Source organism: Mesorhizobium sp. B4-1-3 (genome assembly GCF_006439355.1).
Lineage (GTDB): Bacteria > Pseudomonadota > Alphaproteobacteria > Rhizobiales > Rhizobiaceae > Mesorhizobium.
Genome location: NZ_VFTG01000031.1, coordinates 1 through 23,552 on the forward strand (window position 1 = coordinate 1; position 23,552 = coordinate 23,552).

Here is a 23,552-nt window from a genome sequence, read left to right on the forward strand (position 1 = left end):
TCCACCTCCATGATCTCCAGCGGCTTTCCGGCACCAACAGCTACGGCGGCACGCGTTTTCATGAGGCACTCCTCCCAGGGCAGTCGAAAAACTTCACATTCCAGCGGAACTTTAAGTCCGCCGGACAACAAAAATACCGTTTCCAAGCCGCAGTGAGGTCGCAATAATCGAACGGTCTCCCTCATAAGTCTATTCTACCAAGGTCCCCCCACCCTCCGCCTCCCTCAATGTGGCCGCCCGATAGGCGTGTTGCTTGGCCTTGAGGATCATCGGGAACTTTCCGCGCAGTCCATGGCGGCCGTGATCCGCTTGATCGCCGGCTACATCGCACCGGCAAATAGGACTAAAGCAGAAGCGACATGCCGGCTTACGAGGTTTGATAAATCCAACACCTCCGCTAAGTTCTCCGCGGGCACCTTGGCTTGGTCCGACACGACTGGACGCGGCGCGAGAGTGGGTAATGTTGTCGATGGCGAGCGCGGTGCCGAGCACTCTCAGGTCTTTTTTGTGCTTTCTTTTCCTGACCGCCAGTTTGTCCGGCGCGGCGGCCCAGGAAGCACCGAGCAAGCAACCGGCTGCAACGGCCAAGCCGGAACAGAGGATCACCGAAATCAAGATAGGGTATTTGCGGGCATATGCGCCGCAACTGACCCTTTCCTTGCTCGACCAGCCGCCGAGGGACGAGGGTGTTGCCGGCGCCAAGGTGGCGATCGGCGACAACAACACGACGGGAGCGTTCCTCGGCCAGAAGTTCAGCCTCGACATCACCGAAATAAAGCCCGACTCCGATGCGGTCCAGGCATTCGACGACTTGATCGCAAAAGGCGACCGCTATGTGGTCGCCGACCTCTCGGCCAAGCAGTTGCTGTCCATTGCCGACATCGCCCGCGACAAGGGCGTGCTGATCTTCAACATCGGCGCCACCGACGACAGGCTGCGCGAGGAGGACTGCCGCATAAACGTCTTCCATATCGCGCCGACGCGCAGCATGCTGGCCGACGCGCTGGCGCAGTATCTCATGGTGAAGAAGTGGCCGAATTGGGTGCTGCTCTATGGTTCGCATGAACAGGACCATCTCTACGCCGACGCGTTGCGCCGCGCGGCTGCCCGTTTCGGCGGCCAGATCGTGGCGGAGAAGGAGTTCAAGGACACCGGCACCGCCAGGCGCACCGACACGGGCGCCACGCAGACCCAGCAGCAGATTTCCGTGTTCACGCAGGACCTGCCGGAGCACGACGTGGTGCTGGTCGCCGACGAGAGCGAGGTATTCGGAACCTATGTGCCCTACCGCACCTGGACGCCGCGGCCGGTCGCGGGCACGGCCGGACTTGTCGCCTCGTCATGGCACCCCTCGAGTGAACAGTGGGGCGGCATCCAGATGCAGAGCCGCTTCCTGAGGACGACAGGCCGGCGAATGTTGTCCAAGGACATGTCGGCCTGGACGGCCGTGCGGGCCGTCGGCGAAGCCACCACGCGGACCAATGGCGACGATCCGAAAAAGATCAGCGACTACATCCGTTCGGACGATTTCTCGGTCGCCGCCTTCAAGGGCCAGAAGCTGACCTTCCGCAAATGGAACCTTCAGCTGCGCCAGCCGATCCTGCTCAGCGACGCCAAATCGGTCGTCTCGACCTCGCCGCAGGAGGGCTATCTCCACCAGGTTTCCGAGCTCGACACGCTCGGCGTCGATCAACCGGAGACCAAATGCGCCCTTAAGTAGCAAGCAATCGGGAGGAGTTTCGGTGCAAGGACGAGCTTGTGCACTCGCCTTTCTCGCGGCCGGTCTGATGACCGGTCCGGCATCGGCCTATACGGCCTATGTCTCCAACGAGAAGGACAACACCATGACCGTCGTCGACACGGCGACGATGAAAGTGATCAAGACCGTCGATGTCGGGCAAAGGCCGCGCGGCATCACGATTTCGCCCGACGGCAAGTTCGTCTATCTGTGCGCCAGCGACGACGACACGGTGCAGATCATCGATACGTCGAGCCTTGACGTCGTTGGCGCTCTGCCCTCGGGACCAGATCCTGAATTGTTCGTGCTCTCGCCTGACGGCAAGACGCTTTATATCGCCAACGAGGACGACAATCTGGTCACCGTCGTCGATGTCGCGAGCAAGGCGGTGCTTTCGGAGATCCCGGTCGGCGTCGAGCCGGAAGGGATGGGCGTCAGCCCCGACGGCAAGACCATGGTCAACACATCCGAAACCACCAGCATGGCGCATTTCATCGACACTCAAAGCCATGAGGTGACCGATAACGTGCTGGTCGATACACGCCCGCGCTTCGCCGAATTCAAGCCCGACGGCTCTCAGGTCTGGGTCAGCGCGGAGGTCGGCGGCACGGTAAGCGTCATCGACAACGCCAAGCGCCAGGTCGTGAAGAAGATCCAGTTCGCGATCAATGGATTGCGGGCTGAAACCATCCAACCTGTGGGCATCGCCATAACCGCCGACGGCAAGAAGGCCTATGTCGCGCTCGGTCCGGCGAACCATGTCGCGGTGATCAACACCGAAACCTACGAAGTGGAGAAATACATCCTCGTCGGCCAGCGCGTCTGGCACCTGGCCTTCACCCCGGACCAGAAGACGCTGATCACCACGAACGGCAACTCGAACGACATCACCTTCATCGATACGGCGACCGATGAACCGGTCCAGTCGCTCACCGTCGGCCAACAGCCGTGGGGCGTGGCCATATCGCCCAACTAGCGATGTCCAAGCAGATCGGGAGGTTCATTCCATGACGATCAACCGAACGATTGCCTTCGCCGTTCTGGCCGGACTGACGGTTGCTCCGCTCACAGTCAGTGCCGACGACGATGCACCGAAGGTGACGCGATCCAGCAAGACCCTCCCCGAGTTGGTCCTGGGCTCGGACAAATCCAGCTACGACCTCAACCGGACGGATTTCGAGCTGGTCGCCGGCCAGGGCTATCGCTGGAAGATCACGTCTCACGGCGGCTTCGAATACAAATTCATGACCGATCTCTGGCGAAACGTCTGGATCGACCAGATCGTGATAAACGATCTCGAAGTGCACATGGCCGGCGCGCCGGCCTGGCTCGAATTCGACGACGCGGGAACCATATTGGTTCAGTTCCACACCGTGCGCCCCGGCGAGTACAGCTGGTCCGTCCCCGATCTTGCCGACAAGGGTCTCAAGGGAAAGATCACGATCAAATGAGACCTGGCAAATGGGACCTGGCAAACGAGAGCGGGCGAATGAGAACGGCGCGCATATGAGGACAGGGTGATCGGCGTGCAGCATGTAAGGACAGGCGGACCTGGAAACGAGGTGGCGGCGCTCGACGTCGCCGGCGTCAGCTATTCCTACGGTCCCAAACGGGCGCTGAGCAACGTGTCCTTCTCGATCGCGCCGGCGACTTTCACCGTCCTGCTCGGCCTCAACGGCGCCGGCAAGACAACCTTGTTTTCGCTGATCAGCCATCTTTACGACACGCGCCACGGATCGATCCGCATCTTCGGCCACGACATCCGCCGCGCTTCCGGCGAAGCGCTCAGATGTGTCGGCATCGTGTTCCAGGCACGCACCCTCGACCTTGACCTCAGCGTGCACCAGAACCTCTCCTACCACGCATCGCTGCATGGTATCGGCGGACGCGAGGCCCGGCAGCGCATCGCCGCTCTGCTCGAAACGGTCGACATGCAGGGCCGCGAGCATGACAAGGCCCGCTCCCTCTCCGGTGGCCAGATGCGACGGATCGAAATCGCCAGGGCGCTGCTCCACCGCCCCGCCCTGCTGCTGCTCGACGAGGCGACCGTCGGCCTCGACATCCAGTCGCGCGCCGGCATCCTCGCCACCATCCGCAGGCTCGTCGAAACCGAAGGCATCGGCGTTTTGTGGGCCACGCACCTGATTGACGAGGTCGACGACGGCGACCATGCCGTCATGCTGCGACAGGGCAACCTCGTCGCTAGCGGCACGGTCTCCGATCTCATCCAGGCCAGCGGCGCCAATTCGATCCGCGACGCCTTCTCTAAGCTCAACCGCGCGGAGCCAGCCGGCATTGCGGGGATTTCGCCATGAGCACGTCCGCGATGCCGCAGAAGGTCGGCTCCATCGCACCGGTGCGGTCCGGCGCGTTCGGCCTCCGTCACTATCTCATCTGCCTCAAGGGCGTCGTCCTGCGCGAGTGCCTGCGTTTCCTGCATCAACGCGAGCGCTTCGTCTCTTCGCTGGTCAGGCCGCTCGTCTGGCTGTTCATCTTCGCCGCCGGCTTTCGCCAGGTGCTCGGCGTCTCGATCATCCCGCCCTACAAAACCTACGTGCTCTACGAGGTCTACATCACGCCCGGCCTGTGCGGCATGATCCTTTTGTTCTCTGGCATGCAGTCTTCGCTGTCGATGGTCTACGACCGCGAGATGGGCAATATGCGCATCCTGCTCGTCAGCCCGTTTCCGCGCTGGTTCCTGTTGGTGTCGAAGATGCTCGCCGGCGTCGCCGTATCGATCGCGCAGGTCTACGCGTTTCTGATCGTGGCGTGGTTCTGGGGCGTCAAGGCGCCGCCCCTCGGCTACCTGTTCGTGCTGCCGGCGCTGTTCTTGTCGGGCATGATGCTTTGCGCGCTCGGCATGCTTTTGTCCTCGATGATCAAGCAGCTCGAAAACTTCGCCGGCATCATGAACTTCGTCATATTCCCCGGCTATTTCGCCTCACCCGCCTTATATCCGTTGTGGCGCATCCAGGAAGCCAGCCCTCTCCTCTACAAGATCTGTCTCGTCAATCCATTCACCTATGCCGTCGAGCTGATCCGTTTCGCGTTTTACGGGCAGGTCGATTGGGTGTCGCTGGGCGTCGTCGCCGGATGCACGCTGCTGTTTCTGGCCGGAGCCATCATCGCCTACGACCCCTCGCGCGGCCTGATGACCCGCAAGCAGGACACGGGAGGAAATGCCTGATGGGGAGAACAGCCTTTGTTCGCAGCCTGTTTGTGGTCGCCCTGCTCGCGCGAGCCACAAACGCCGGCGCGGCGACCGCCGATCCGGACTGGCCCTGTGTCCAGCGCAAGGTGCCGCAATTGTCGCTCGGCCAGGTCTGGAATGGGCCGGACCTTCCGCCCTCCGCCAAGAACTGGTCAGACGACGCATCGGTCTCCGCCCTTGTCGAAGACGTCGCGGCACGACGGCTGCCGCTCGCCGACGCTCAGAAGAAGATCAGGGATTTTGCGGCGTCCCTGCCGGTCGAGCAGCTTGCGCCGAAAATGGCGATGGTCGTGCAAGGCATGTTCGACCACATGGACGCCGAGCGCTCTCACGTGATTGCCGGCATTTCCCGTTATGCCCACAGGCAGCTCGAAATGGCCGCCGACTTGCGCAAGCAAGCGTCCGATGTCGATGCGTTGCGCGCAAAGCCCGACGTGGATCCGGACGAGGTCGAGCGCCGGACCGAGCAGTTGAATTTCGCGACGCGGATCTTCACCGAGCGCGCGCAATCGCTGACTTACGTCTGCGACGTGCCGACCATCATCGAGCAGCGGCTTTATCAACTGGCCAAGACCGTCTCGGAGACGCTTGCCGCGAAGAAATAACGCACGTCGCCCGAAACCGCCGATCTCGAAAAACGCGTCAACTGCTGCGGCCGGGCAGCACGCGCCAGCGCTGCACGAAGTAGCCGGGATGCGTCTCCAGCCAATGCGCGACCAGCGGCTGCGCCTGCATGAAGGCCACTCCGGGATTCATGGCTAAGCCGTCCGCCATTTCCTCGCGTTGCTCGCATGTCTGCGGCACGGCTGACATGCAGACCATCATCACGATTGTATAAAGCATTGCCCCTTCCCCTTCGAAATCCCGAACCCCACGCCGGGACGCATGGCGATTTGCCTGCAGGGTTTGGCTGCTCTTCCGTCTTACCGCGAGTGTGAAGCGACTGCCCCTGCCCTTCCCGCGTCGCAGCATAGCATGCGAGCTTGGGAGCCACCATCGGCGGCGACCCGGTTGTCCACCCCCTTCCGGACCTTTTCGCACGATCTCGACGGCGGATATGTAAGGTGCTTCACCCGCGCCGCGTTCCGGGTGCCCTCGCCTGTTGCGTCCGTGCCGCTTCATCCGCTTCGGCGTGTGGATATAGTTTGCCGAACAAGGGAAGATATGTTGCGCCCTTGCGCATGAGGAAATCGTTGAAGGTCGCCATGGCCGGCGATATCACGTGATCGCTGCGCATCACCGAAAACCATTGCCGGCGGATCGGCATGCCGGCCACGTCGAGGATGACGAGTCGGCCGGCTTCCGTTTCCGCTGCGATCGTGTGGGCGGAGATGAAGGCGATGCCGAGACCCGCCATCACGGCTTGCTTGATCGTCTCGTTCGAACCCATCTCGACGCCGAGGTCGTCGATCCGGCCGGGCACGTCGCTCAGGAATATCTCGAGGGAGATGCGCGTGCCCGAGCCCGGTTCGCGGATAAGGAAATGCTCCTCGGCGATCCTCTCCTTGGAGATGTCGCGTGCCGAAACCAGCGGGTGCTCCGGCGGCGCGATGATGACCAGCGGGTGGTCGCCGAAGACGGAAGCGCGGACCGAAACTTCCTTGGGCGGACGGCCCATCAACGCGATGTCGATGTCATGGTTCTTCAGCCTGTCGATCGTTTCGGCGCGATTGCCGATGGCAAGCCGCATATCGATATCGGGATGCTCCTTCATGAAGCCGGCCATGAGCCGCGGCGCGAAATATTTTGCGGTGGAAACGACGCCGAGCCTCAGGCTGCCGATGCGCACGCCCTTGATGGCGTCCATCTCGTCTTCGAGCAACCGCAGCCGCTCCTCGATCGCCTGCGCCGCCTCGACGAAGGCCAGCCCTGCGGCGGTCGGACGCATGCCGTCCGACGTCCGGTCGAACAAGGCCAGTTGGAACTCCTCCTCCACCTGTCGCAACTGGATCGTGACCGCCGGAGGAGAAAGGCCTAACACCTTGGCTGCGCTCACGATTTTCCCGTGGCTGACGATAGCCTGCACGGTCTTGAATTGCTTGAGCGTGAGATTCCTCATAGTGCATACTAAATTATTTTTAGTGATCAGGTAAAGTTATTGAATTTTACTTAGCCTGCATCGTTTGATTTCATCGCCCAATCCGGCCTCGAGGGATACGGCCGGACCGGGAGGTTACGATGCCAGCGGCAACGCTCGACGCCTTTCTGAACTCCTATCTCGGCGACCAGCCGGACGAACGCCGATCCGCGGTCGTTGCCACCGTCCGCCAGTTCACGCAGGCCGCCACCAAGGTCCGCAACGCCATCAACCAAGGGGCGCTCGGCGCCGCTTTTGCCGGAGCCCGCGGCGCCAATGCCGACGGCGATGTCCAGAAGGATCTTGACGTCTTCGCCGACGACATCTTCCTCGACGCCATGCGTCGCGCCCCGGTCGCGCTCTATGCCTCCGAGGAACTGGAGCAGCCGGTCCTGCTCGACAGGCACGCCCCGCTCGCCGTCGCCATCGACCCGCTGGACGGCTCTTCCAACATCGACACCAACGTGTCGGTCGGAACGATTTTCTCGCTCCTCCCTGCAACTGGCGCGCCGGATGTCGATCCGGCCGCCTCCTTTCTGCAGGCGGGCGTGAGCATGCTCGGCGCCGGCTTCTTCATCTACGGGCCGCAGCTGGCTCTCGTCCTGTCGATCGGCAGCGGCACGCATGTCTTCGTGCATTCGACCAGGCTGGGCACCTTCGTCCAGGCCTACGAAAGCCGGATCATCCCGGAGCGGACCCAGGAGTTCGCCATCAACGCCGCCAACTACCGCCACTGGGACGAGGCCGTGCGTCTCTATGTCGACGACTGCCTGGAAGGCACCGAAGGCCCAAGGGAGAAGGATTTCAACATGCGCTGGATCGCCTCGCTTGTCGCCGAATGCTACCGCATCTTGATGCGCGGCGGCGTGTTTCTGTATCCCGGCGACCGACGCCGGGGTTACAGCCAGGGCCGGCTTCGGCTGGTCTATGAGGCCAATCCGATTGCCTATCTGATCGAACAGGCGGCCGGCACCGCGACCGACGCGATCACCCGCATCCTGGAAATCGAACCGGAGAGCCTGCACCAGCGCGTACCCGTGGTTTTCGGATCCGCACGGGAAGTCGCGCGGATCGCCCGCTACCACACAGAGCCCAGCGCCATCGGCGAGCGTGCGCCGCTGTTCAGCCGCCGCGGACTCTTCAGGGCCTGAGCCAGAACCATGTCGGCGAAGCACCCCATCATCACCATCACCGGATCGTCGGGCGCGGGCACGACCTCGGTCAAGCGCATCTTCGAACAGATCTTCCGGCGCGAGAACATCGAAGCCGCTTTCATCGAAGGCGACGCCTTTCATCGCTACGATCGCGCCGCGATGAAGGCGGAGGTTGCCGCGCAGGAAAAGGCAGGCAACCCGAACTTCACCCATTTCCATGCCGAGGCGAACGAGCTCGGGATCCTCGAGGGCGTTTTCGAGGAATATGGCCGCCGGGGGAGCGGAAGGACCCGCACTTACGTCCATGACGAGGACGAGGAGAAGCTATACGGCACGCCGCCCGGTAACTTCACCGAATGGCGCGAATTCGCGCCGAGCGACCTGCTCTTCTACGAAGGCCTGCATGGCTGCGTCGTCACCGACAAGATCAACCTGGCGAGGCACGCGGACCTGAAGATCGGTGTTGTGCCGGTCATAAATCTCGAATGGATCCAGAAGATCCATCGCGACCGAGCCACGCGCGGTTATTCGACCGAGGCGGTGATGGACGTGATCCTGCGCCGCATGCCGGACTATGTCCGCTACATCGTCCCGCAATTCTCGCAGACCGCGATCAATTTCCAGCGCGTGCCGATCGTCGACACGTCGAACCCGTTCATTGCGCGTTGGATCCCCACCCCCGACGAATCGATGCTGGTCATCCGCTTCGCCAATCCCCGCGGCATCGATTTCCCTTACCTGCTTTCGATGATCCACGACTCCTTCATGTCGCGGCCGAATTCCATTGTGGTGCCGGGCAACAAGCTCGACCTTGCCATGCAGCTGATCCTGACGCCGCTCATCCTGCAATTGATCGAACGCAAGAAACGTGTGTCGTGAGGAGGATGCCATGACCAGCCTGGCAGCATTGAAGTCCGTCGCCGCCGCCGTGTCCGAACGCGACATGGCGAACGCCATCCGCGCGCTGGCCATGGACAGCGTGCAGAAGGCCAATTCCGGACATCCGGGCATGCCGATGGGCATGGCCGATGTCGCGACGGTATTGTTCGGCCGCTTCATCAACATCGACCCGACGGCGCCGAACTGGCCTGATCGCGACCGCTTCGTGCTTTCGGCCGGGCACGGCTCGATGCTGCAATATGCGCTGCATTACCTCCTCGGCTATCAGGACATGCCGATTGAGGAGTTACAGCGGTTCCGACAATTGGGCAGCCGTACCGCCGGACATCCGGAGCATGGCCATGCGCTTGGCATCGAGACGACGACCGGTCCGCTCGGACAGGGCATCTCGAGCGCTGTCGGCATGGCGCTGGCGGAGCGCATGCTTGCGGCCCGTTACGGCGCCGATCTCGTCGACCACCACACCTTTGTGATCGCCGGCGACGGCTGCCTGCAGGAAGGCATCAGCCATGAGGCGATCGACCTCGCGGGTCACCTGAAGCTCTCACGCCTGATCGTGCTCTGGGACGACAACGCGATCTCCATCGACGGACCGACCTCGCTGTCGACATCGATGGATCAGCCGGCCCGCTTCACAGCCGCCGGATGGCATGTGCAGTCGGTGGACGGTCACGACATGGAAGCCGTCGCCGCGGCGATCGAAGCCGCGCGGCGGTCGGATCGGCCGTCGCTTATCGCCTGTCGCACGGTGATCGGCAAGGGCGCACCCAATCTCGGCGGTTCGGAAAAGGTGCATGGCGCGCCGCTGGGCGAAACGGAGATCGCCGCGACCCGCGAAAACATCGGCTGGGCCCATCCGCCGTTCGAGGTGCCGGACGAGATCCTTTCGGCCTGGCGCGAAATCGCTGAACGCGGCCAGGCGGCGCGACGTGCCTGGGAGCAGCGGCTTGCCGCCTCGCCCCGGCGCGAGGATTTCGAGCGCGCGCTTTCCGGCAAGCTGCCCGATGCGGTTTTCGAAGCACTGGACGCCTTCCGCAAGGAGCATGTCGAGAAGGCGACCAAGGTCGCAACGCGCAAGGCCTCCGAAATGGCGCTCGCCGCGATCAACGGCGCGACCGGGCTGACGGTCGGCGGCTCCGCCGATCTCACGCATTCGAACCTGACGATCACCAAGGGCATGGATCGCATAGCGCCGGGGGATTTCGCGGGCCGCTATATTCACTACGGCATCCGCGAGCACGGCATGGCCGCGGCCATGAACGGCATCGCCCTGCATGGCGGTTTCGTGCCTTACGGCGGCACCTTTTTGTGCTTCGCCGACTATGCGCGCGGCGCTATGCGGCTCTCGGCGCTGATGAACCAGCGCGTCATCTATGTGATGACACATGATTCCATCGGCCTCGGCGAGGACGGCCCGACCCACCAGCCGGTCGAACACCTGGCGATGCTGCGGGCGACACCGAAACTCAATGTCTTCCGCCCGGCCGACCTCATCGAAACGGCGGAATGCTGGGAGCTGGCGCTGAGGAGCGAGAACCGCCCGAGCGTGTTGGTTCTCTCGCGCCAGAACCTGCCGATGCTGCGCCAGGCACACGGCCGCGAGAACCGGTCCAGCCGGGGCGCCTACGTCTTGCGCGAGCCATCCGGGCACCGTGCCGTGACGCTGATCGCCACCGGCTCGGAGGTCGAGATCGCCGTCACCGCCGCCGAGCGGCTGGAAACCGAGCACGGCGTCGCCGCCGCGGTCGTCTCGATGCCGTGCTGGGAACTGTTCGAGGAACAGGACGGAGACTACCGCAAGTCTGTTCTCGGCTCGCCGCCGCGCGTCGCGGTCGAAGCCGCTGCCCGGCTCGGCTGGGATCGCTGGATCGGTGACACGGGCGCCTTTGTCGGCATGACCGGCTTCGGCGCAAGCGCCCCTGCTCCCGACCTCTACAGGCATTTCGGCATCACGCCCGAAGCCGTCGCCGCGGTGGCGCTGAAGCTCATCATCTAGGAGGACCGACAATGGCCCGCATCACCCTTCGTCAGCTTCTCGACCACGCCGCCGAGCACGGTTACGGCGTGCCGGCATTCAACATCAACAACATGGAACAGGGCCTCGCCATCATGGAAGCGGCGAGCGCTTGCGACGCGCCGGTGATCATCCAGGCCTCGCGCGGCGCCCGCTCCTATGCCAACGACATCATGCTGGCCAGGATGATGGAGGCGTTGACCGAGATCCATCCGACCATTCCGCTGTGCATCCATCAGGACCACGGCAACAATGAAGCCACCTGCCTTTCGGCGATCCGCCACGGCTTCACCTCGGTGATGATGGACGGGTCGTTGATGGCGGACGCCAAGACTCCGGCGAGCTACGACTACAACGTTGCCGTCACCGAACGCGTCGCGCGCATGGCGCATTGGGTCGGCGCCTCCGTCGAGGGCGAGCTCGGCGTGCTCGGCTCGCTGGAAACCGGCCACGGCGAGGCCGAGGACGGCCATGGCGCCGAAGGCTCCCTCTCCCATGATCAGCTGTTGACCGATCCCGATCAGGCGGTCGACTTCGTGGCCGCCACCAAGGTCGATGCGCTGGCGATCGCCTGCGGCACCTCCCACGGCGCCTACAAGTTCACCCGCAAGCCGGACGGCGACATCCTGGCCATGCAGCTGATCGAGGCGATCCACGAGAAGCTGCCGAACACGCATCTGGTCATGCACGGTTCGTCCTCCGTGCCGCAGGAACTGCAAGACATCATCAACAGAAATGGCGGCGAGATGCCGCAAACTTTCGGCGTTCCGGTCGAGGAGATCGAGCGCGGCATCCGCCACGGCGTGCGCAAGGTCAACATCGACACCGATTGCCGGATGGCCATGGCGGGGCAATTCCGCCGCGTCGCGACGCAGGACCCGCGCGAATTCGATCCGCGCAAGTTCCTCAAGCCCGCAATGGACGCCTTGCGCGACCTTTGCCGCGATCGTTTCGAGCGTTTCGGCACCGCGGGCAATGCCTCGAAAATCAAGGTCATCGCCATGGACGAGATGGCCAAACGCTACGCCGCGGGAAAACTCGACCCGCAAATCGCAACCGCCAAAGCCGCCTGAGCGGCGGTCCGCCAACAAGGGAAAGGACCAGCGTCATGCCCAGCAAATCCGAGACCGTAACCGGCAAGGACCGTTACAGATCCGGTGTCATGGAATACAAGAAGATGGGCTATTGGGAGCCCGACTACGAGCCCAAGGACACCGACATCATCTCGGTGTTCAGGATCACGCCGCAGGACGGTGTCGATCCGATCGAGGCCGCCGCCGCGGTCGCCGGCGAATCCTCGACCGCGACCTGGACCGTTGTCTGGACCGACCGGCTGACGGCGAGCGAAAAATACCGCGCCAAGGCCTATCGGGTCGACCCGGTGCCGAACGCGCCCGGACAGTATTTCGCCTACATTGCCTATGACCTCGACCTGTTCGAGCCAGGCTCGATCGCCAACCTTTCGGCCTCGATCATCGGCAACGTCTTCGGCTTCAAGCCGTTGAAGGCGTTGCGGCTGGAGGACATGCGTTTTCCCGTCGCCTATGTGAAGACCTTCCAGGGTCCGGCGACCGGCATCGTCGTCGAGCGCGAGCGCCTCGACAAGTTCGGCCGCCCGCTGCTCGGCGCCACCGTCAAGCCCAAGCTCGGCCTTTCCGGCCGCAACTACGGCCGTGTCGTCTACGAGGCGCTGAAGGGCGGGCTCGATTTCACCAAGGACGACGAGAACATCAACTCGCAGCCCTTCATGCATTGGCGCGAGCGCTTCCTCTACTGCATGGAGGCGGTCAACAAAGCACAGGCCGAGACGGGCGAGATCAAGGGCACCTATCTCAACGTCACCGCAGGCACCATGGAGGACATATACGAACGGGCGGACTTCGCCAGGGAACTCGGCTCCAACATCATCATGATCGACCTCGTCATCGGCTACACGGCGATCCAGTCGATGGCGAAGTGGGCGCGCAGGAACGACATGATCCTGCACCTGCATCGCGCTGGACACTCGACCTACACGCGGCAGAAGAGCCATGGCGTCTCCTTCCGCGTCATCGCCAAATGGATGCGGCTGGCCGGCGTCGATCACATCCATGCCGGCACCGTGGTCGGCAAGCTGGAAGGCGATCCGGCAACGACCAAGGGTTACTACGACATCTGCCGCGAGGACCATAACCCGATGCGGCTGGAGAACGGCATCTTCTTCGACCAGTATTGGGCCTCGCTCAACAAGCTGATGCCGGTGGCGTCCGGCGGCATCCATGCCGGCCAGATGCATCAGCTCATCGACCTGCTCGGCGAAGACGTCGTGCTGCAGTTCGGCGGCGGCACTATCGGCCATCCGATGGGGATCGCGGCTGGCGCCACCGCAAATCGCGTTGCCCTCGAATGCATGATCCTCGCCCGCAACGAGGGCCGCGACTACGTGCGTGAAGGACCGCAGATCCTGGAGAACGCAGCCAGGAACTGTCTGCCGCTGAAGCAGGCGCTCGAGACCTGGAAGGATGTGACCTTCAACTATGCCTCGACCGACACGCCGGACTTCGTCCCGGTGGCAACGGCGGCCGAATAAGGAGAATGATCATGCGCATCACGCAAGGGGCCTTTTCCTTCCTGCCCGACCTGACCGACGATCAGATCCGCGCCCAGGTGCAGTATTGCATCGACAACAAATGGGCTGTCAGCCTCGAGGTCACCGACGACCCGCACCCGCGCAACACCTATTGGGACATGTGGGGCCATCCGATGTTCGACAACCCCGACGCGGCGGCGCTGATGATGGAGCTCAACGCATGCCGCAAGCTCTATGGCGACCGCTATATCCGCGTCGTCGCGTTCGATGCCTCGCATGGCTGGGAATCGGTGAAGCTCTCCTTCATCGTCAACCGCCCGGCCGAGGAACCCGGTTACCGGCTCGAGCGGCAAGAGGCCGCGGGCCGCATGATCCGCTATACGACCAGGCCCTACGCCGCCGACAAGCCGGCTGGGGCAAGGTACGGATGATCATTCGGGACAGGAGGAAAATGCCATGCCGGCGCCAGCCTTAGCCGAAACGGAAACGCCGCAAGCCGCCGCCCCGGCGGCGATCGATCTGCGCGAGGAATTCGAAACGTCCGGCGTGAAGGACGTCCTGGCCGAGCTCGACCGCGATCTGATCGGGCTCGCCCCGGTCAAACGACGCATCCGTGAGACGGCAGCACTCCTGCTGGTCGAGCGGGCGCGCCGCCGCATGGGCCTCGCGCACGAGACGCCGACGCTGCATATGAGCTTCACCGGCAATCCGGGCACCGGCAAGACGACCGTCGCGCTGCGCATGGCCGACCTGCTGCATCGCCTGGGCTATATCCGCAAGGGCCATCTGGTCTCTGTGACGCGTGACGACCTGGTCGGCCAATATATCGGCCACACCGCGCCCAAGACCAAGGAGATCCTGAAGAAGGCGATGGGCGGCGTGCTGTTCATCGATGAGGCCTATTATCTCTATCGGCCCGAGAACGAGCGCGATTACGGCCAGGAGGCGATCGAAATCCTGCTGCAGGTGATGGAGAACCAGCGCGACGACCTCGTGGTGATCCTTGCCGGCTATGCGCAGCGCATGGACCGCTTCTTCGAAAGCAACCCGGGATTCCGCTCGCGCATCGCCCACCACATCGACTTTCCCGATTATTCCGACGACGAGCTTCTCAGGATCGCGGAACAAATGCTCGACCAGCAAAATTACCTGTTCGACACGAAGGCGACCCCCGCAATGGCCGACTACATCACACGCCGCCGTGCGCAGCCGCATTTCGCCAATGCCCGCTCGATCCGCAACGCGCTCGACCGGGCACGGCTGCGGCAGGCCAACCGCCTGTTCGAGAGCGCCAAGGGACCGCTTGACGCCAAGGCGCTGTCGACGATCTCCGCCGAGGACATCACCGCCAGCCGGGTCTTCGCGCTGAAGCCTGGGAAAGGAGCAAGCAAATGACCGCAAAGGCCATCATCGCCCCTTCCGTCCTGTCGTCGGATTTCTCGCGGCTCGGCGACGAGGTCGAAGCGGTCGCGCGGGCGGGCGCCGACTGGATCCATCTCGACGTAATGGACGGGCATTTCGTGCCCAACATCACCTTCGGCCCGCCGGTGATCAAGGCGATCCGCGACCGAACCGACAAGATCTTCGACTGTCATCTGATGATAGCGCCGGCCGATCCCTATCTCGCCGCCTTCGCTGACGCCGGTTGCGACTTCATCACGGTGCATGCCGAGGCCGGGCCGCATCTCGACCGTTCGCTGCAGGCGATCAGGAGCCTCGGCAAGAAGGCCGGCGTGTCGCTCAATCCATCGACGCCGGAAAGCGTCATCGAATATGTTCTCGACCGGCTCGACCTGGTGCTTTTGATGACGGTCAATCCGGGCTTCGGCGGCCAGGCCTTCATTGCGGCGGTCATCGACAAGGTCAGGCGCGTCAAGGCGCTGGTCGGCCGGCGTCCGATCGACATCGAAATCGACGGCGGCGTTACGCCCGAGACAGCTCCTCTGGTTACCGCGGCCGGCGCAAATGTGCTCGTCGCTGGATCGGCCGTCTTCAAAGGCGGCACCGAGGCCGCCTATCGCGCCAATATAGGCGCGATCAGGCAGGCGGCCGAGGGAGCGACCCGGCAAGCTGGGTGAACTGCTCGATCGGAGGACGACATGGCGGCGACCCCACCCGTCTGCGATTTCGGCTGGCAAGCCGTCGATGCCGTCTTGCCCGGCACCGACGGCAAATCGCATTCGATCTTCGGCCAGGCCGGCGCCAACGGGTTGGTCGTCGCCTTCATCTGCAATCACTGCCCTTATGTGAAGGCGGTGATTTCGCGCATCGTGCGTGATGCTAACGATCTGAAGGCCGAGGGGATCGGCTTCGTCGCGATCAATGCCAACGATACCGACGCCTATCCGGACGATTCCTTCGACAACATGAAGCTCTTCGCCAGGGCGAACGCCTTCACCTTCCCGTATCTCCGCGACGAATCGCAAGCAGTAGCGCGCGCCTACGGCGCCGTGTGCACCCCGGATTTCTTCGGCCTCAACAGCGAGCTGACGCTGCAATATCGGGGTCGGCTGGATGCGTCGCGACGGAAGGCCGGAGCACCCGGGATGAGACGCGATCTGTTCGAAGCGATGAAGCAAGTTGCCCGGACCGGCGACGGACCGCTCGACCAGACCGCCTCGATCGGCTGCTCGATCAAATGGAAGGAGGCCGCATGAACGTCGGCGCAGGCAAGCGGTTTCGGTCGCCGAGGGCGATCCTGTTCGATCTTGACGGCACGCTGATCGATTCGGCGCCCGACATCGCGGCGGCCGTGAACGAGCTGCTCGCCGGCCGCGATCTGCCGCCGCTCAGCGTGGGCCAGGTCAAGGCGATGATCGGCGGCGGTGTCATGAAATTGGTCGAGCGGGCTTTCGCCGCTTCCGGGTCGCCGCTTGCCGGCAGCGCCCTCGAGGAGGCCAACCGCGACATGGCGCCGATCTACCGCAGACATCTGACCGGCCTGACGCGGCTGATGCCTGGCGTCAGGGAGACGCTCACGCACTTCCACCTGAACGGAACAGCCATGGGTGTCGTCACCAACAAGCCGCAACTGGCGACCCGCGAAATCCTGCTGCATTTCCACTTGACGGAATATCTCGGCGCGATCGTCGGCGGAGACGCGGTGACGAAGCTGAAACCGGCGCCTGACGCCCTGCTTCTGGCGCTCGATCAGCTTCACGTCGAACCGCACGAAGCGCTGATGGTTGGAGACAGCATCAGCGATGTCGGCGCCGCGCGCGCGACCGGCATGCCGGTCGCTCTGCTGCGAGGCGGCTACACCCAGGTCCCGGTCGAAGAGTTAGGTGCGGATCTTGTCTGCGACAGCCTGCTCGATCTGCCTGCCGCCCTGCAGAGGCTGCAAGCCGCTGCGTGACAAGTGGTATCGATTACCCGGACAGTCGCCGGCCGATCGAAAAGACGAACGACCGGCGAAGCCGTGACTTCGAGAACTGCCCCTGCTTGAGAACTACCCCCTACTTTGAGAATTGCTTGAGATAGGCGATGACGTTGGCCACGTCCTTGTCGTCCTTGAGGCCGACAAACGCCATCTTCGTGCCCTTTACCATGGCCTTTGGATCGTGGAGATAGGTCGTCAGCGTCGGTTCGTCCCATTTGACGCCGGACTTTCCAGCCGCGACCATGGCCTGGGAATAGCTGAAACCAGGATGCGTGCCGGCCGTGCGGCCGATGACGCCATTCAACGACGGGCCGACCTTGTTCTGGTCCTTGTCCGCGATATGGCAGACCTTGCATTTGGTGAAGACCTTCTCACCGGCCGCCGCATCCTGCGCATAGGATTGGTCCGTGATGAAAGTAACCAGGAAAATGGCGGCGAAAAATGCGATAACGCGCATGGCAATTCCTCATTAATCGTCAAAATGCCCGGCGCCCGCAAAAAGCTAACCGCGGGATGCAGGAAGTCAATCGTACGAAGGTCCAGTCTCCGGCATTCGACAGAGCCCATCCTGTACTTTCGCCTCTGTTGACGGCCCTGGGGCGAGCGCGTAGCCTCGGATCGTTTTGGATTCCAAGGGCACCTCGGGACATCGGTCAGGCTGGCTTCATCCAGGCTGAGATTAGCCCGGGCAATGGGGTCGGCGGCATTTTTGCCGGGCGGGCGTCGTCGCGCGCGAGAGGTGCTGAATGAACATGGTCGACCTCATCTTGACGGTTTGCCTGAGTGCCCATCCCGGCGATTGCCGGGACGAGCATCTCTATTTTGAAAGCCGCGGCTCCCTGTTCCAATGCATGATGCTGGCGCCCAGCGAAATCGCGAAATGGTCGCAGGAACACCCGGCCTTGAAGGTCAGGCGCTGGAAATGTGCTTTCCCGACGAAGGACCGGGCGATCTGACCGGCGCCCTTGGCTGTTGTGGCTCCGGGAGGACGCATGATGATCTCACGGCGGGAAACGCTCCGTTTGGCGGCCCTTGGAACGGCGGCAATTCTTGCCCCGCACGCCGTCGCCGCTTCCACCGCATCCACGGTTCGCATCGGTGTGCTGAAGTTCGGCACGGTAAGCTGGGAGCTTGATACGCTGAAGCAACACGGGTTCGACGCCGCCAACGGGATCGATCTGGACGTCATCTATTTCGCCGGCGAGGATGCGACCAACGTGGCGATGCTCGCAGGCGCGATCGACATGATCGTGACCGACTGGCTGTGGGTTTCGCGCCAGCGCTCCGACGGCGGCGACGTGACATTGGCCCCCTATTCGACTTCCGTCGGGGCGATCATGGTGAAGGACGCATCGCCGATCCGCACGATCGCCGACCTCAAGGGAAAGAAGATCGGCGTTGCCGGCGGGGCGCTCGACAAGAGCTGGCTGCTGATACAGGCACTGGCCAGGCGCGATTATGGCCTCGACCTGCCGTCGACGAGCGATGTCGTCTTTGGCGCGCCGCCGCTGATTTCGCAAAAAGCCACGCAGGGCGAGCTCGATGCGGCGCTCAACTTCTGGCATTTCTGCGCCCGGCTCGAGGCCGACGGCTTTCGCCGGCTGATCGGCGCCAACGACGCGCAGATAGCGCTCGGCGCCTCGGGCCCGGTATCCGCGCTCGGCTATGTATTCCACGACAAATGGGCGAACGAGAACCCGCAGGCCGCCCGCGGCTTCCTCGAGGCTTCCGCGCAGGCCAAGGATCTGCTGGCAAGGTCCGACGAAGAGTGGCTGCGCCTCGCGCCGGTCATCCGCGCAGACGGCAAGGAGTTGGCAAAGCTGCGCGACCGCTACCGCGAGGGGATCCCCAGGCGACCGGTCGCCGAGGAAGCGGCCGATGCCGGCAAGCTCTATCGGGTGCTGGCCGCAATCGGCGGCGAAAAGTTGGTCGGCAGCGCGCCGGAGATGGCGTCTGGCACATTCTGGCGGGAGCCGCCGCAATGACGATAGACGATGGCGGCGAGCACACGCTTGGCGAAGCGGCCGGCATTTCCAAAGGTTCCGTCTCCGCGGCGATGCTCATGCCCGCGCTGACGGTGACGATCTCCCTGCTTGGGCTCGGACTGCTGTGGAGCCTGGCCGCGAATACCTGGCCGAGCCGGGCCTTTCCGGGACCGGGACAGGTCTGGCAGGTGTTGCTGAGAGAGGCGGCGAGCGGCGACCTTTTCTACCACCTCGGCGCGACCCTCGGCCGGGTCGCGGCCGCGTACCTCGTGGCGATGATCGTCGGATCGGTGATCGGCATCCTCCTCGGCAGCTACCGCCGCGCGGACCGGTTCTTCAACCCCTGGGTCATCTTGTTCCTCAATGTTCCCGCCCTGGTGATCATCGTTCTGGCCTACATCTGGTTCGGCCTCAACGAGGCGGCGGCGATCGGCGCGGTTGCCGTGAACAAGATCCCGAATGTCGTGGTGACCATGCGCGAGGGCGCCAGGGCGCTGGACCCGCGTTACGCCGAAATGGCGGCCGTCTACCGCTTCGGTCCGCTCGACCGCCTTCGCCACATCCTGCTGCCGCAACTGCAGCCTTATCTGGCGGCGGCCTCGCGCTCCGGCATAGCTCTCATCTGGAAGATCGTCCTGGTGGTCGAGCTGCTCGGCCGCTCCAATGGCGTGGGCTTCCAGATCCATCTCTATTTCCAGCTTTTCGACGTAGCCGCCATTCTTGCCTACACGCTGGCATTCGTGGCGGTGATGCTCGTGATCGAACTTGTTCTGGTGCAGCCCGTTGAACGACATGCAACCCGTTGGCGCCGCCGCCCCGCTTAGGGTCGACATCGCCGAGAAGACCTTCAGGTCGGCGCAGGGTGTCTCGGTCACGGCGCTCAAGAACCTTTCCTTCGAGGTCCGGCAAGGCGAATTCGTCTGCCTGCTCGGGCCATCCGGCTGTGGCAAGACCACGACGCTGCGCATTCTGCTTGGGCTCGACAGGCAGTTCTCCGGTTCTTTCCAGTTGCCTGGAGGCCGCATAGCCGCCGTGTTCCAGGAACCTACCCTGCTGCCCTGGCGGACGGTGGAGCAGAACGTCAGGCTGGCGCTGCCGAAAGATCTGCGCATGCAGAATCTCGACGCGCTGTTCGACACGCTCGGTCTCACCGGCATGCGCTCCCTCTATCCGGCCGAGCTCTCGCTGGGCCTTGCAAGAAGGGTAGCCCTTGCACGGGCCTTCGCGATCGAACCTGCGGTGCTGTTCCTCGACGAGCCCTTCGTCTCGCTCGACGGACGGACCGCCGGGCAGCTCCGGCGCCTGCTTCTTGACGTCTGGTCGGCCCGGCCCACGACCGCCCTGATGGTGACGCACAACCTGACAGAGGCCCTAGCGCTTTCGGATCGCATCATCGTGCTTGCGCCGCGCCCCTCGCACGTGCTCGGCGTTTTCGACATAGGACTGCCCAGGCAACACCGCAGCCCGGAGGCGGCGAACGACCTTTTGCGATCCTTCCATCGGAAATTTCCGGGCGTGACCTGACCGCCCGGACGTGATGCATTAGAAGCAGCGCACGTCGGCTTCAGCCTGCGCCTGCTTCAGCTCCGTCCGCGCGGCTTTCGCCGGCGCGCTTTCGCGGAACAGACCTGCATTCTCGCCCGTTGTCAGCGACATGCTCTTGAAGGTCTCGGCCCTCTCATAATGGTCGTAAGGCAGGATCGAGGCGATGACATCGATCGAGCATGAACAACTCTCCAGCGCCTGGCGTGTCTGGCCGTTCGTCCGCATGCAGCCGAGCACATAGTCGACGATCGTCGTGGTTGGATAATCTCCTGCGGCGCCGGCCGGGTTTGCATGGACCACTGCCGACGAGAAGAGGAGCGTCAGGATCGAAAATCCAGCATATCTGATCATGAGAAATTCCTCCTATTGCCCAGGCGTGCCGCAGTGAGGCGGCATCATCGTGCCCAGTTGGCGACATGTCGCAAGCTCGGTCAAGTTCTCACTGCCTCGGTATAGGACCAAAGGAGGAATGACGCGCTCGCCGACAGCGGCGCTCCAGGGCAGCTTCACGACCCACCCCGGCGCCCGCCTTCATGAGTACATTTTTGACATCAGTTAAATATAGGAAAACATAAATGCCAAAATTAATAACGTTAAATAATACCCACAAATATACCCGCAAAGTAGTCGCCGCGCACAATACGCAGTTATCATCTGAAGTACATATGGCCGCTAAATTTAAATTATGAATATACGCAAGATTTCGAAGAGGCTTTATCGCTCATTTTTGCATTGCAACGCAACAGATAAATGCTGCGTCGCACAATACCAATGGGGCTTTTTCCTTGCCTGACATTTTGCAATGACATAGCCTTACCCTGTTTCCGGCTTCAAGGACTTCGCCGTAACAAGGGAGCGGCGGGTGTCTTTCGTAGGCCAACCGGGCGGGTGCAGGCTAGGCTGAGTTTGGTGGAGGACAGAAACGGTCCTCTGCTATTTGCAGCTTAGGTCGTGACAGCTGCCGGAAATACTTCCCAGGATGAATCGCTTGGACAAGCTCTTGCGAGCTTGAATACCGATTTCTTGTTGTCAACTCGGGAGGAATTTGATGCGCGCACTTACGCAAGCTACCTACATCGCAACTACCACTGCGCTACTACCGTTGGGCGCGCTCTATACGGCGTCGGCCAACGAAGAACTCGCGAAAATGGCCAAAAACCCGAAGGACTGGGTGATGCAGACGGGTGATTACGCCAACACCCGTTACTCCACACTGAAGCAGATCACCAAGGACAATGTGAAGAACCTGCAGGTCAAGTGGACCTTCTCGACCGGCGTGCTGCGCGGTCATGAAGGCGGCCCGCTGATCATCGGCGACGTGATGTATGTTCACGCGCCGTTCCCGAACACCGTCTATGCTCTCGATCTTAACAAGGACGGAAAGATCCTCTGGAAGTACGAGCCCAAGCAGGACACCAACGTCATTCCGATCATGTGCTGCGACACGGTAAATCGCGGCGTTGCCTATGCGCCTGCCGATGGCGACCGCCCGGCGCTGGTCATCCTCAACCAGGCCGACACCACCGTCGTGGCGCTCGATGCCAAGACCGGCAAGGTCGTATGGTCGGTCAAGAACGGCGAAAATACCGACGGCGGAAAGGGCGAATCCGGCACGTCGGCGCCCGTAGTCGTCAAGGACAAGGTCCTCGTCGGCGTCTCCGGCGCAGAGTTCGGCGTCCGAGGCTGGCTGGCCGCCTACGATCTGAAGGACGGCAAGCTCGCCTGGAAGGCCTATTCGGAAGGTCCGGACGCGGACACACTGCTCGATCCCGAGAAGACCATGCAGCTCGGCAAGCCGGTGGGGAAGGACTCCGGCACGAACACCTGGGAGGGCGAGCAGTGGAAGACGGGCGGCGGCACGACATGGGGATGGTATTCCTATGATCCCAAGCTGAACCTCGTCTATTACGGCACCGGCAACCCCTCGACCTGGAACCCCGTCCAACGTCCCGGCGACAATCGCTGGTCGATGACCATCTTCGCCCGCGACGCCGACACCGGCGTGGCCAAATGGGTCTATCAGATGACCCCGCATGACGAATGGGACTATGACGGCATCAACGAGATGATCCTCGTCGACGGCATGGAGGTCAAAGGCAAGAAGCACGACGTGCTGGTGCATTTCGACCGTAACGGCTTCGCTTACACCATGGATCGCGCCACCGGCGAGCTTCTCGTCGCCAAGAAGTACGATCCGGCGGTGAACTGGGCGACCGAAGTCAATATGGACCCCAACAGCAAGGAATACGGCCGCCCGCAGGTCGTGGCCAAATATTCGACGCAGCAGAACGGCGAAGACACCAACTCGACGGGAATCTGCCCGGCAGCGCTTGGAACCAAGGACCAGCAGCCGGCCGCCTACTCGCCGAAGACCGGGCTGTTCTACGTGCCGACCAACCACGTCTGCATGGACTATGAGCCGTACAAGGTAAGCTACACCGCCGGCCAGCCTTATGTGGGTGCCACGGTGTCGATGTATCCGGCGCCTGGCGGCGACGGCAACATGGGCAACTTCATTGCCTGGGATGCCGCCAAGGGTGAGATCGTCTGGTCGAAGCCCGAGCAGTTCTCGGTGTGGTCGGGCGCACTGGCGACCGCCGGCGACGTCATCTTCTACGGGACGCTCGAAGGCTACATCAAGGCGGTCGATGAGCACGGCAAGGAACTCTACAAGTTCAAGACTCCGTCCGGCATCATCGGCAACGTCACACCCTTCGAGCATGACGGCAAGCAGTATATCGCCGTTCTGTCCGGTGTCGGCGGATGGGCAGGTATCGGCCTCGCCGGCGGACTGCTGTCGCCCGACAACGCCGCTGCCTGGCATGGCGCCGTCGATCAGGGCCGCGCGCAAGGCGATCAAGCCGCGGTCGTCGGCACCGCCGGTCTCGGAGCGGTCGGTGGCTACGCGGCGCTTGCCGACTACACGACGCTGGGCGGCCAGCTCACCGTCTTCGGTCTTCCGGATTGATCTCCCGGAAAA

26 protein-coding genes are annotated in these 23,552 nt (G+C 62.8%); 21 read left to right on the top strand and 5 right to left on the bottom strand.

Going from position 1 to position 23,552, the window contains the following annotated elements:
• On the bottom strand, positions 1 to 185 hold a 185-nt coding region (locus FJW06_RS30410), incomplete at its 3' end, for a hypothetical protein (RefSeq protein ID WP_140755979.1).
• A gap of 284 nt (positions 186 to 469) precedes the next feature.
• Between FJW06_RS30410 and FJW06_RS26170 the strand changes: the two genes are divergently transcribed.
• From FJW06_RS26170 to FJW06_RS26195, 6 genes are all read left to right on the top strand, one after another.
• The gene (locus FJW06_RS26170) at positions 470 to 1,720 is read left to right on the top strand and encodes an ABC transporter substrate-binding protein (protein WP_140756082.1); all 1,251 of its coding nucleotides are present in this window, start codon (positions 470 to 472) and stop codon (positions 1,718 to 1,720) included.
• Positions 1,721 to 1,787: 67 nt separating this feature from the next.
• Entirely contained in the window at positions 1,788 to 2,714 is a 927-nt protein-coding gene (locus FJW06_RS26175; RefSeq protein ID WP_181178581.1) for a YVTN family beta-propeller repeat protein, read from the top strand.
• 31 nt (positions 2,715 to 2,745) lie between these two features.
• The gene (locus tag FJW06_RS26180) at positions 2,746 to 3,189 is read left to right on the top strand and encodes a hypothetical protein (RefSeq protein ID WP_140755983.1); all 444 of its coding nucleotides are present in this window, start codon (positions 2,746 to 2,748) and stop codon (positions 3,187 to 3,189) included.
• Between the two features lie 111 nt (positions 3,190 to 3,300).
• Entirely contained in the window at positions 3,301 to 4,053 is a 753-nt protein-coding gene (locus tag FJW06_RS26185) for an ATP-binding cassette domain-containing protein (protein WP_246674849.1), read from the top strand.
• Positions 4,054 to 4,064: 11 nt separating this feature from the next.
• A complete protein-coding gene (locus FJW06_RS26190) occupies positions 4,065 to 4,925 on the top strand; it encodes an ABC transporter permease (RefSeq protein WP_181178589.1) in 861 nt (286 codons plus the stop codon).
• A complete protein-coding gene (locus FJW06_RS26195; protein WP_140755989.1) occupies positions 4,925 to 5,554 on the top strand; it encodes a hypothetical protein in 630 nt (209 codons plus the stop codon). The genes FJW06_RS26190 and FJW06_RS26195 overlap by 1 nt, the downstream gene beginning before the upstream one ends.
• 37 nt (positions 5,555 to 5,591) lie before the next feature.
• On the opposite strand, the gene FJW06_RS26200 is transcribed toward FJW06_RS26195, so the two are convergent.
• Together FJW06_RS26200 and FJW06_RS26205 are read right to left on the bottom strand one after the other, a co-directional pair.
• The gene (locus FJW06_RS26200; protein WP_140755991.1) at positions 5,592 to 5,792 is read right to left on the bottom strand and encodes a hypothetical protein; all 201 of its coding nucleotides are present in this window, start codon (positions 5,790 to 5,792) and stop codon (positions 5,592 to 5,594) included.
• A 226-nt stretch (positions 5,793 to 6,018) separates the two neighbouring features.
• Complete coding sequence (locus FJW06_RS26205) at positions 6,019 to 7,008, bottom strand: LysR family transcriptional regulator (protein ID WP_140755993.1); 990 nt, start codon at positions 7,006 to 7,008, stop codon at positions 6,019 to 6,021.
• A gap of 119 nt (positions 7,009 to 7,127) precedes the next feature.
• On the opposite strand from FJW06_RS26205, the gene FJW06_RS26210 reads away from it, so the two are divergent.
• The 10 genes from FJW06_RS26210 to gph are packed head-to-tail and all read left to right on the top strand — an operon-like array spanning position 7,128 to position 17,018.
• Positions 7,128 to 8,177, top strand: a complete 1,050-nt coding sequence (locus FJW06_RS26210) for a class 1 fructose-bisphosphatase (RefSeq protein WP_140755995.1) — start codon at positions 7,128 to 7,130, stop codon at positions 8,175 to 8,177.
• A 9-nt stretch (positions 8,178 to 8,186) separates the two neighbouring features.
• Positions 8,187 to 9,059 carry a phosphoribulokinase gene (locus FJW06_RS26215; RefSeq protein ID WP_140755997.1) on the top strand — a complete coding sequence of 291 codons (873 nt, stop codon included), beginning with the start codon at positions 8,187 to 8,189 and terminating at the stop codon, positions 9,057 to 9,059.
• 10 nt (positions 9,060 to 9,069) lie between these two features.
• On the top strand, positions 9,070 to 11,076 hold the full coding sequence (gene tkt / locus FJW06_RS26220) for a transketolase (RefSeq protein ID WP_140756000.1): 2,007 nt from the start codon (positions 9,070 to 9,072) through the stop codon (positions 11,074 to 11,076).
• An 11-nt stretch (positions 11,077 to 11,087) separates the two neighbouring features.
• The gene (fba, locus tag FJW06_RS26225; RefSeq protein WP_140756002.1) at positions 11,088 to 12,167 is read left to right on the top strand and encodes a class II fructose-bisphosphate aldolase; all 1,080 of its coding nucleotides are present in this window, start codon (positions 11,088 to 11,090) and stop codon (positions 12,165 to 12,167) included.
• A 35-nt stretch (positions 12,168 to 12,202) separates the two neighbouring features.
• Positions 12,203 to 13,663 (top strand): form I ribulose bisphosphate carboxylase large subunit, encoded by a 1,461-nt coding sequence (locus FJW06_RS26230; protein WP_140756004.1) that lies wholly within the window; start codon positions 12,203 to 12,205, stop codon positions 13,661 to 13,663.
• Positions 13,664 to 13,674: 11 nt separating this feature from the next.
• A complete protein-coding gene (locus FJW06_RS26235) occupies positions 13,675 to 14,094 on the top strand; it encodes a ribulose bisphosphate carboxylase small subunit (protein ID WP_140756006.1) in 420 nt (139 codons plus the stop codon).
• A 25-nt stretch (positions 14,095 to 14,119) separates the two neighbouring features.
• Positions 14,120 to 15,058, top strand: coding sequence for a CbbX protein (gene cbbX / locus FJW06_RS26240; RefSeq protein WP_140756008.1), 939 nt, complete (start codon positions 14,120 to 14,122; stop codon positions 15,056 to 15,058).
• Entirely contained in the window at positions 15,055 to 15,741 is a 687-nt protein-coding gene (gene rpe, locus FJW06_RS26245; protein WP_140756010.1) for a ribulose-phosphate 3-epimerase, read from the top strand. Before cbbX ends, rpe begins: the two co-directional genes overlap by 4 nt.
• A 21-nt stretch (positions 15,742 to 15,762) precedes the next feature.
• Positions 15,763 to 16,320, top strand: a complete 558-nt coding sequence (locus FJW06_RS26250) for a thioredoxin family protein (RefSeq protein ID WP_140756012.1) — start codon at positions 15,763 to 15,765, stop codon at positions 16,318 to 16,320.
• A complete protein-coding gene (gene gph, locus FJW06_RS26255) occupies positions 16,317 to 17,018 on the top strand; it encodes a phosphoglycolate phosphatase (RefSeq protein ID WP_140756014.1) in 702 nt (233 codons plus the stop codon). The genes FJW06_RS26250 and gph overlap by 4 nt, the downstream gene beginning before the upstream one ends.
• Positions 17,019 to 17,118: 100 nt before the next feature.
• On the opposite strand, the gene FJW06_RS26260 is transcribed toward gph, so the two are convergent.
• Positions 17,119 to 17,499 carry a cytochrome c family protein gene (locus FJW06_RS26260; protein ID WP_140756016.1) on the bottom strand — a complete coding sequence of 127 codons (381 nt, stop codon included), beginning with the start codon at positions 17,497 to 17,499 and terminating at the stop codon, positions 17,119 to 17,121.
• A gap of 289 nt (positions 17,500 to 17,788) precedes the next feature.
• Here FJW06_RS26260 and FJW06_RS26265 point away from each other — a divergent pair, with 289 nt between their 5' ends.
• From FJW06_RS26265 to FJW06_RS26280, 4 genes are all read left to right on the top strand, one after another.
• Positions 17,789 to 17,998: a hypothetical protein gene (locus FJW06_RS26265; RefSeq protein ID WP_140756018.1), complete on the top strand. Its 210-nt coding sequence runs from the start codon at positions 17,789 to 17,791 to the stop codon at positions 17,996 to 17,998.
• Between the two features lie 36 nt (positions 17,999 to 18,034).
• Positions 18,035 to 19,027 carry an ABC transporter substrate-binding protein gene (locus FJW06_RS26270; protein WP_140756020.1) on the top strand — a complete coding sequence of 331 codons (993 nt, stop codon included), beginning with the start codon at positions 18,035 to 18,037 and terminating at the stop codon, positions 19,025 to 19,027.
• A 71-nt stretch (positions 19,028 to 19,098) separates the two neighbouring features.
• A complete protein-coding gene (locus FJW06_RS26275) occupies positions 19,099 to 19,851 on the top strand; it encodes an ABC transporter permease (RefSeq protein WP_246674855.1) in 753 nt (250 codons plus the stop codon).
• Positions 19,820 to 20,551 (top strand): ATP-binding cassette domain-containing protein, encoded by a 732-nt coding sequence (locus tag FJW06_RS26280; protein WP_140756086.1) that lies wholly within the window; start codon positions 19,820 to 19,822, stop codon positions 20,549 to 20,551. The genes FJW06_RS26275 and FJW06_RS26280 overlap by 32 nt, the downstream gene beginning before the upstream one ends.
• Before the next feature lie 18 nt (positions 20,552 to 20,569).
• Here FJW06_RS26280 and FJW06_RS26285 read toward each other — a convergent pair whose 3' ends face one another.
• A complete protein-coding gene (locus FJW06_RS26285; RefSeq protein WP_140756022.1) occupies positions 20,570 to 20,923 on the bottom strand; it encodes a hypothetical protein in 354 nt (117 codons plus the stop codon).
• A gap of 697 nt (positions 20,924 to 21,620) precedes the next feature.
• On the opposite strand from FJW06_RS26285, the gene FJW06_RS26290 reads away from it, so the two are divergent.
• Positions 21,621 to 23,540, top strand: a complete 1,920-nt coding sequence (locus tag FJW06_RS26290; protein WP_140756024.1) for a methanol/ethanol family PQQ-dependent dehydrogenase — start codon at positions 21,621 to 21,623, stop codon at positions 23,538 to 23,540.
• Positions 23,541 to 23,552: the final 12 nt, after the last annotated feature.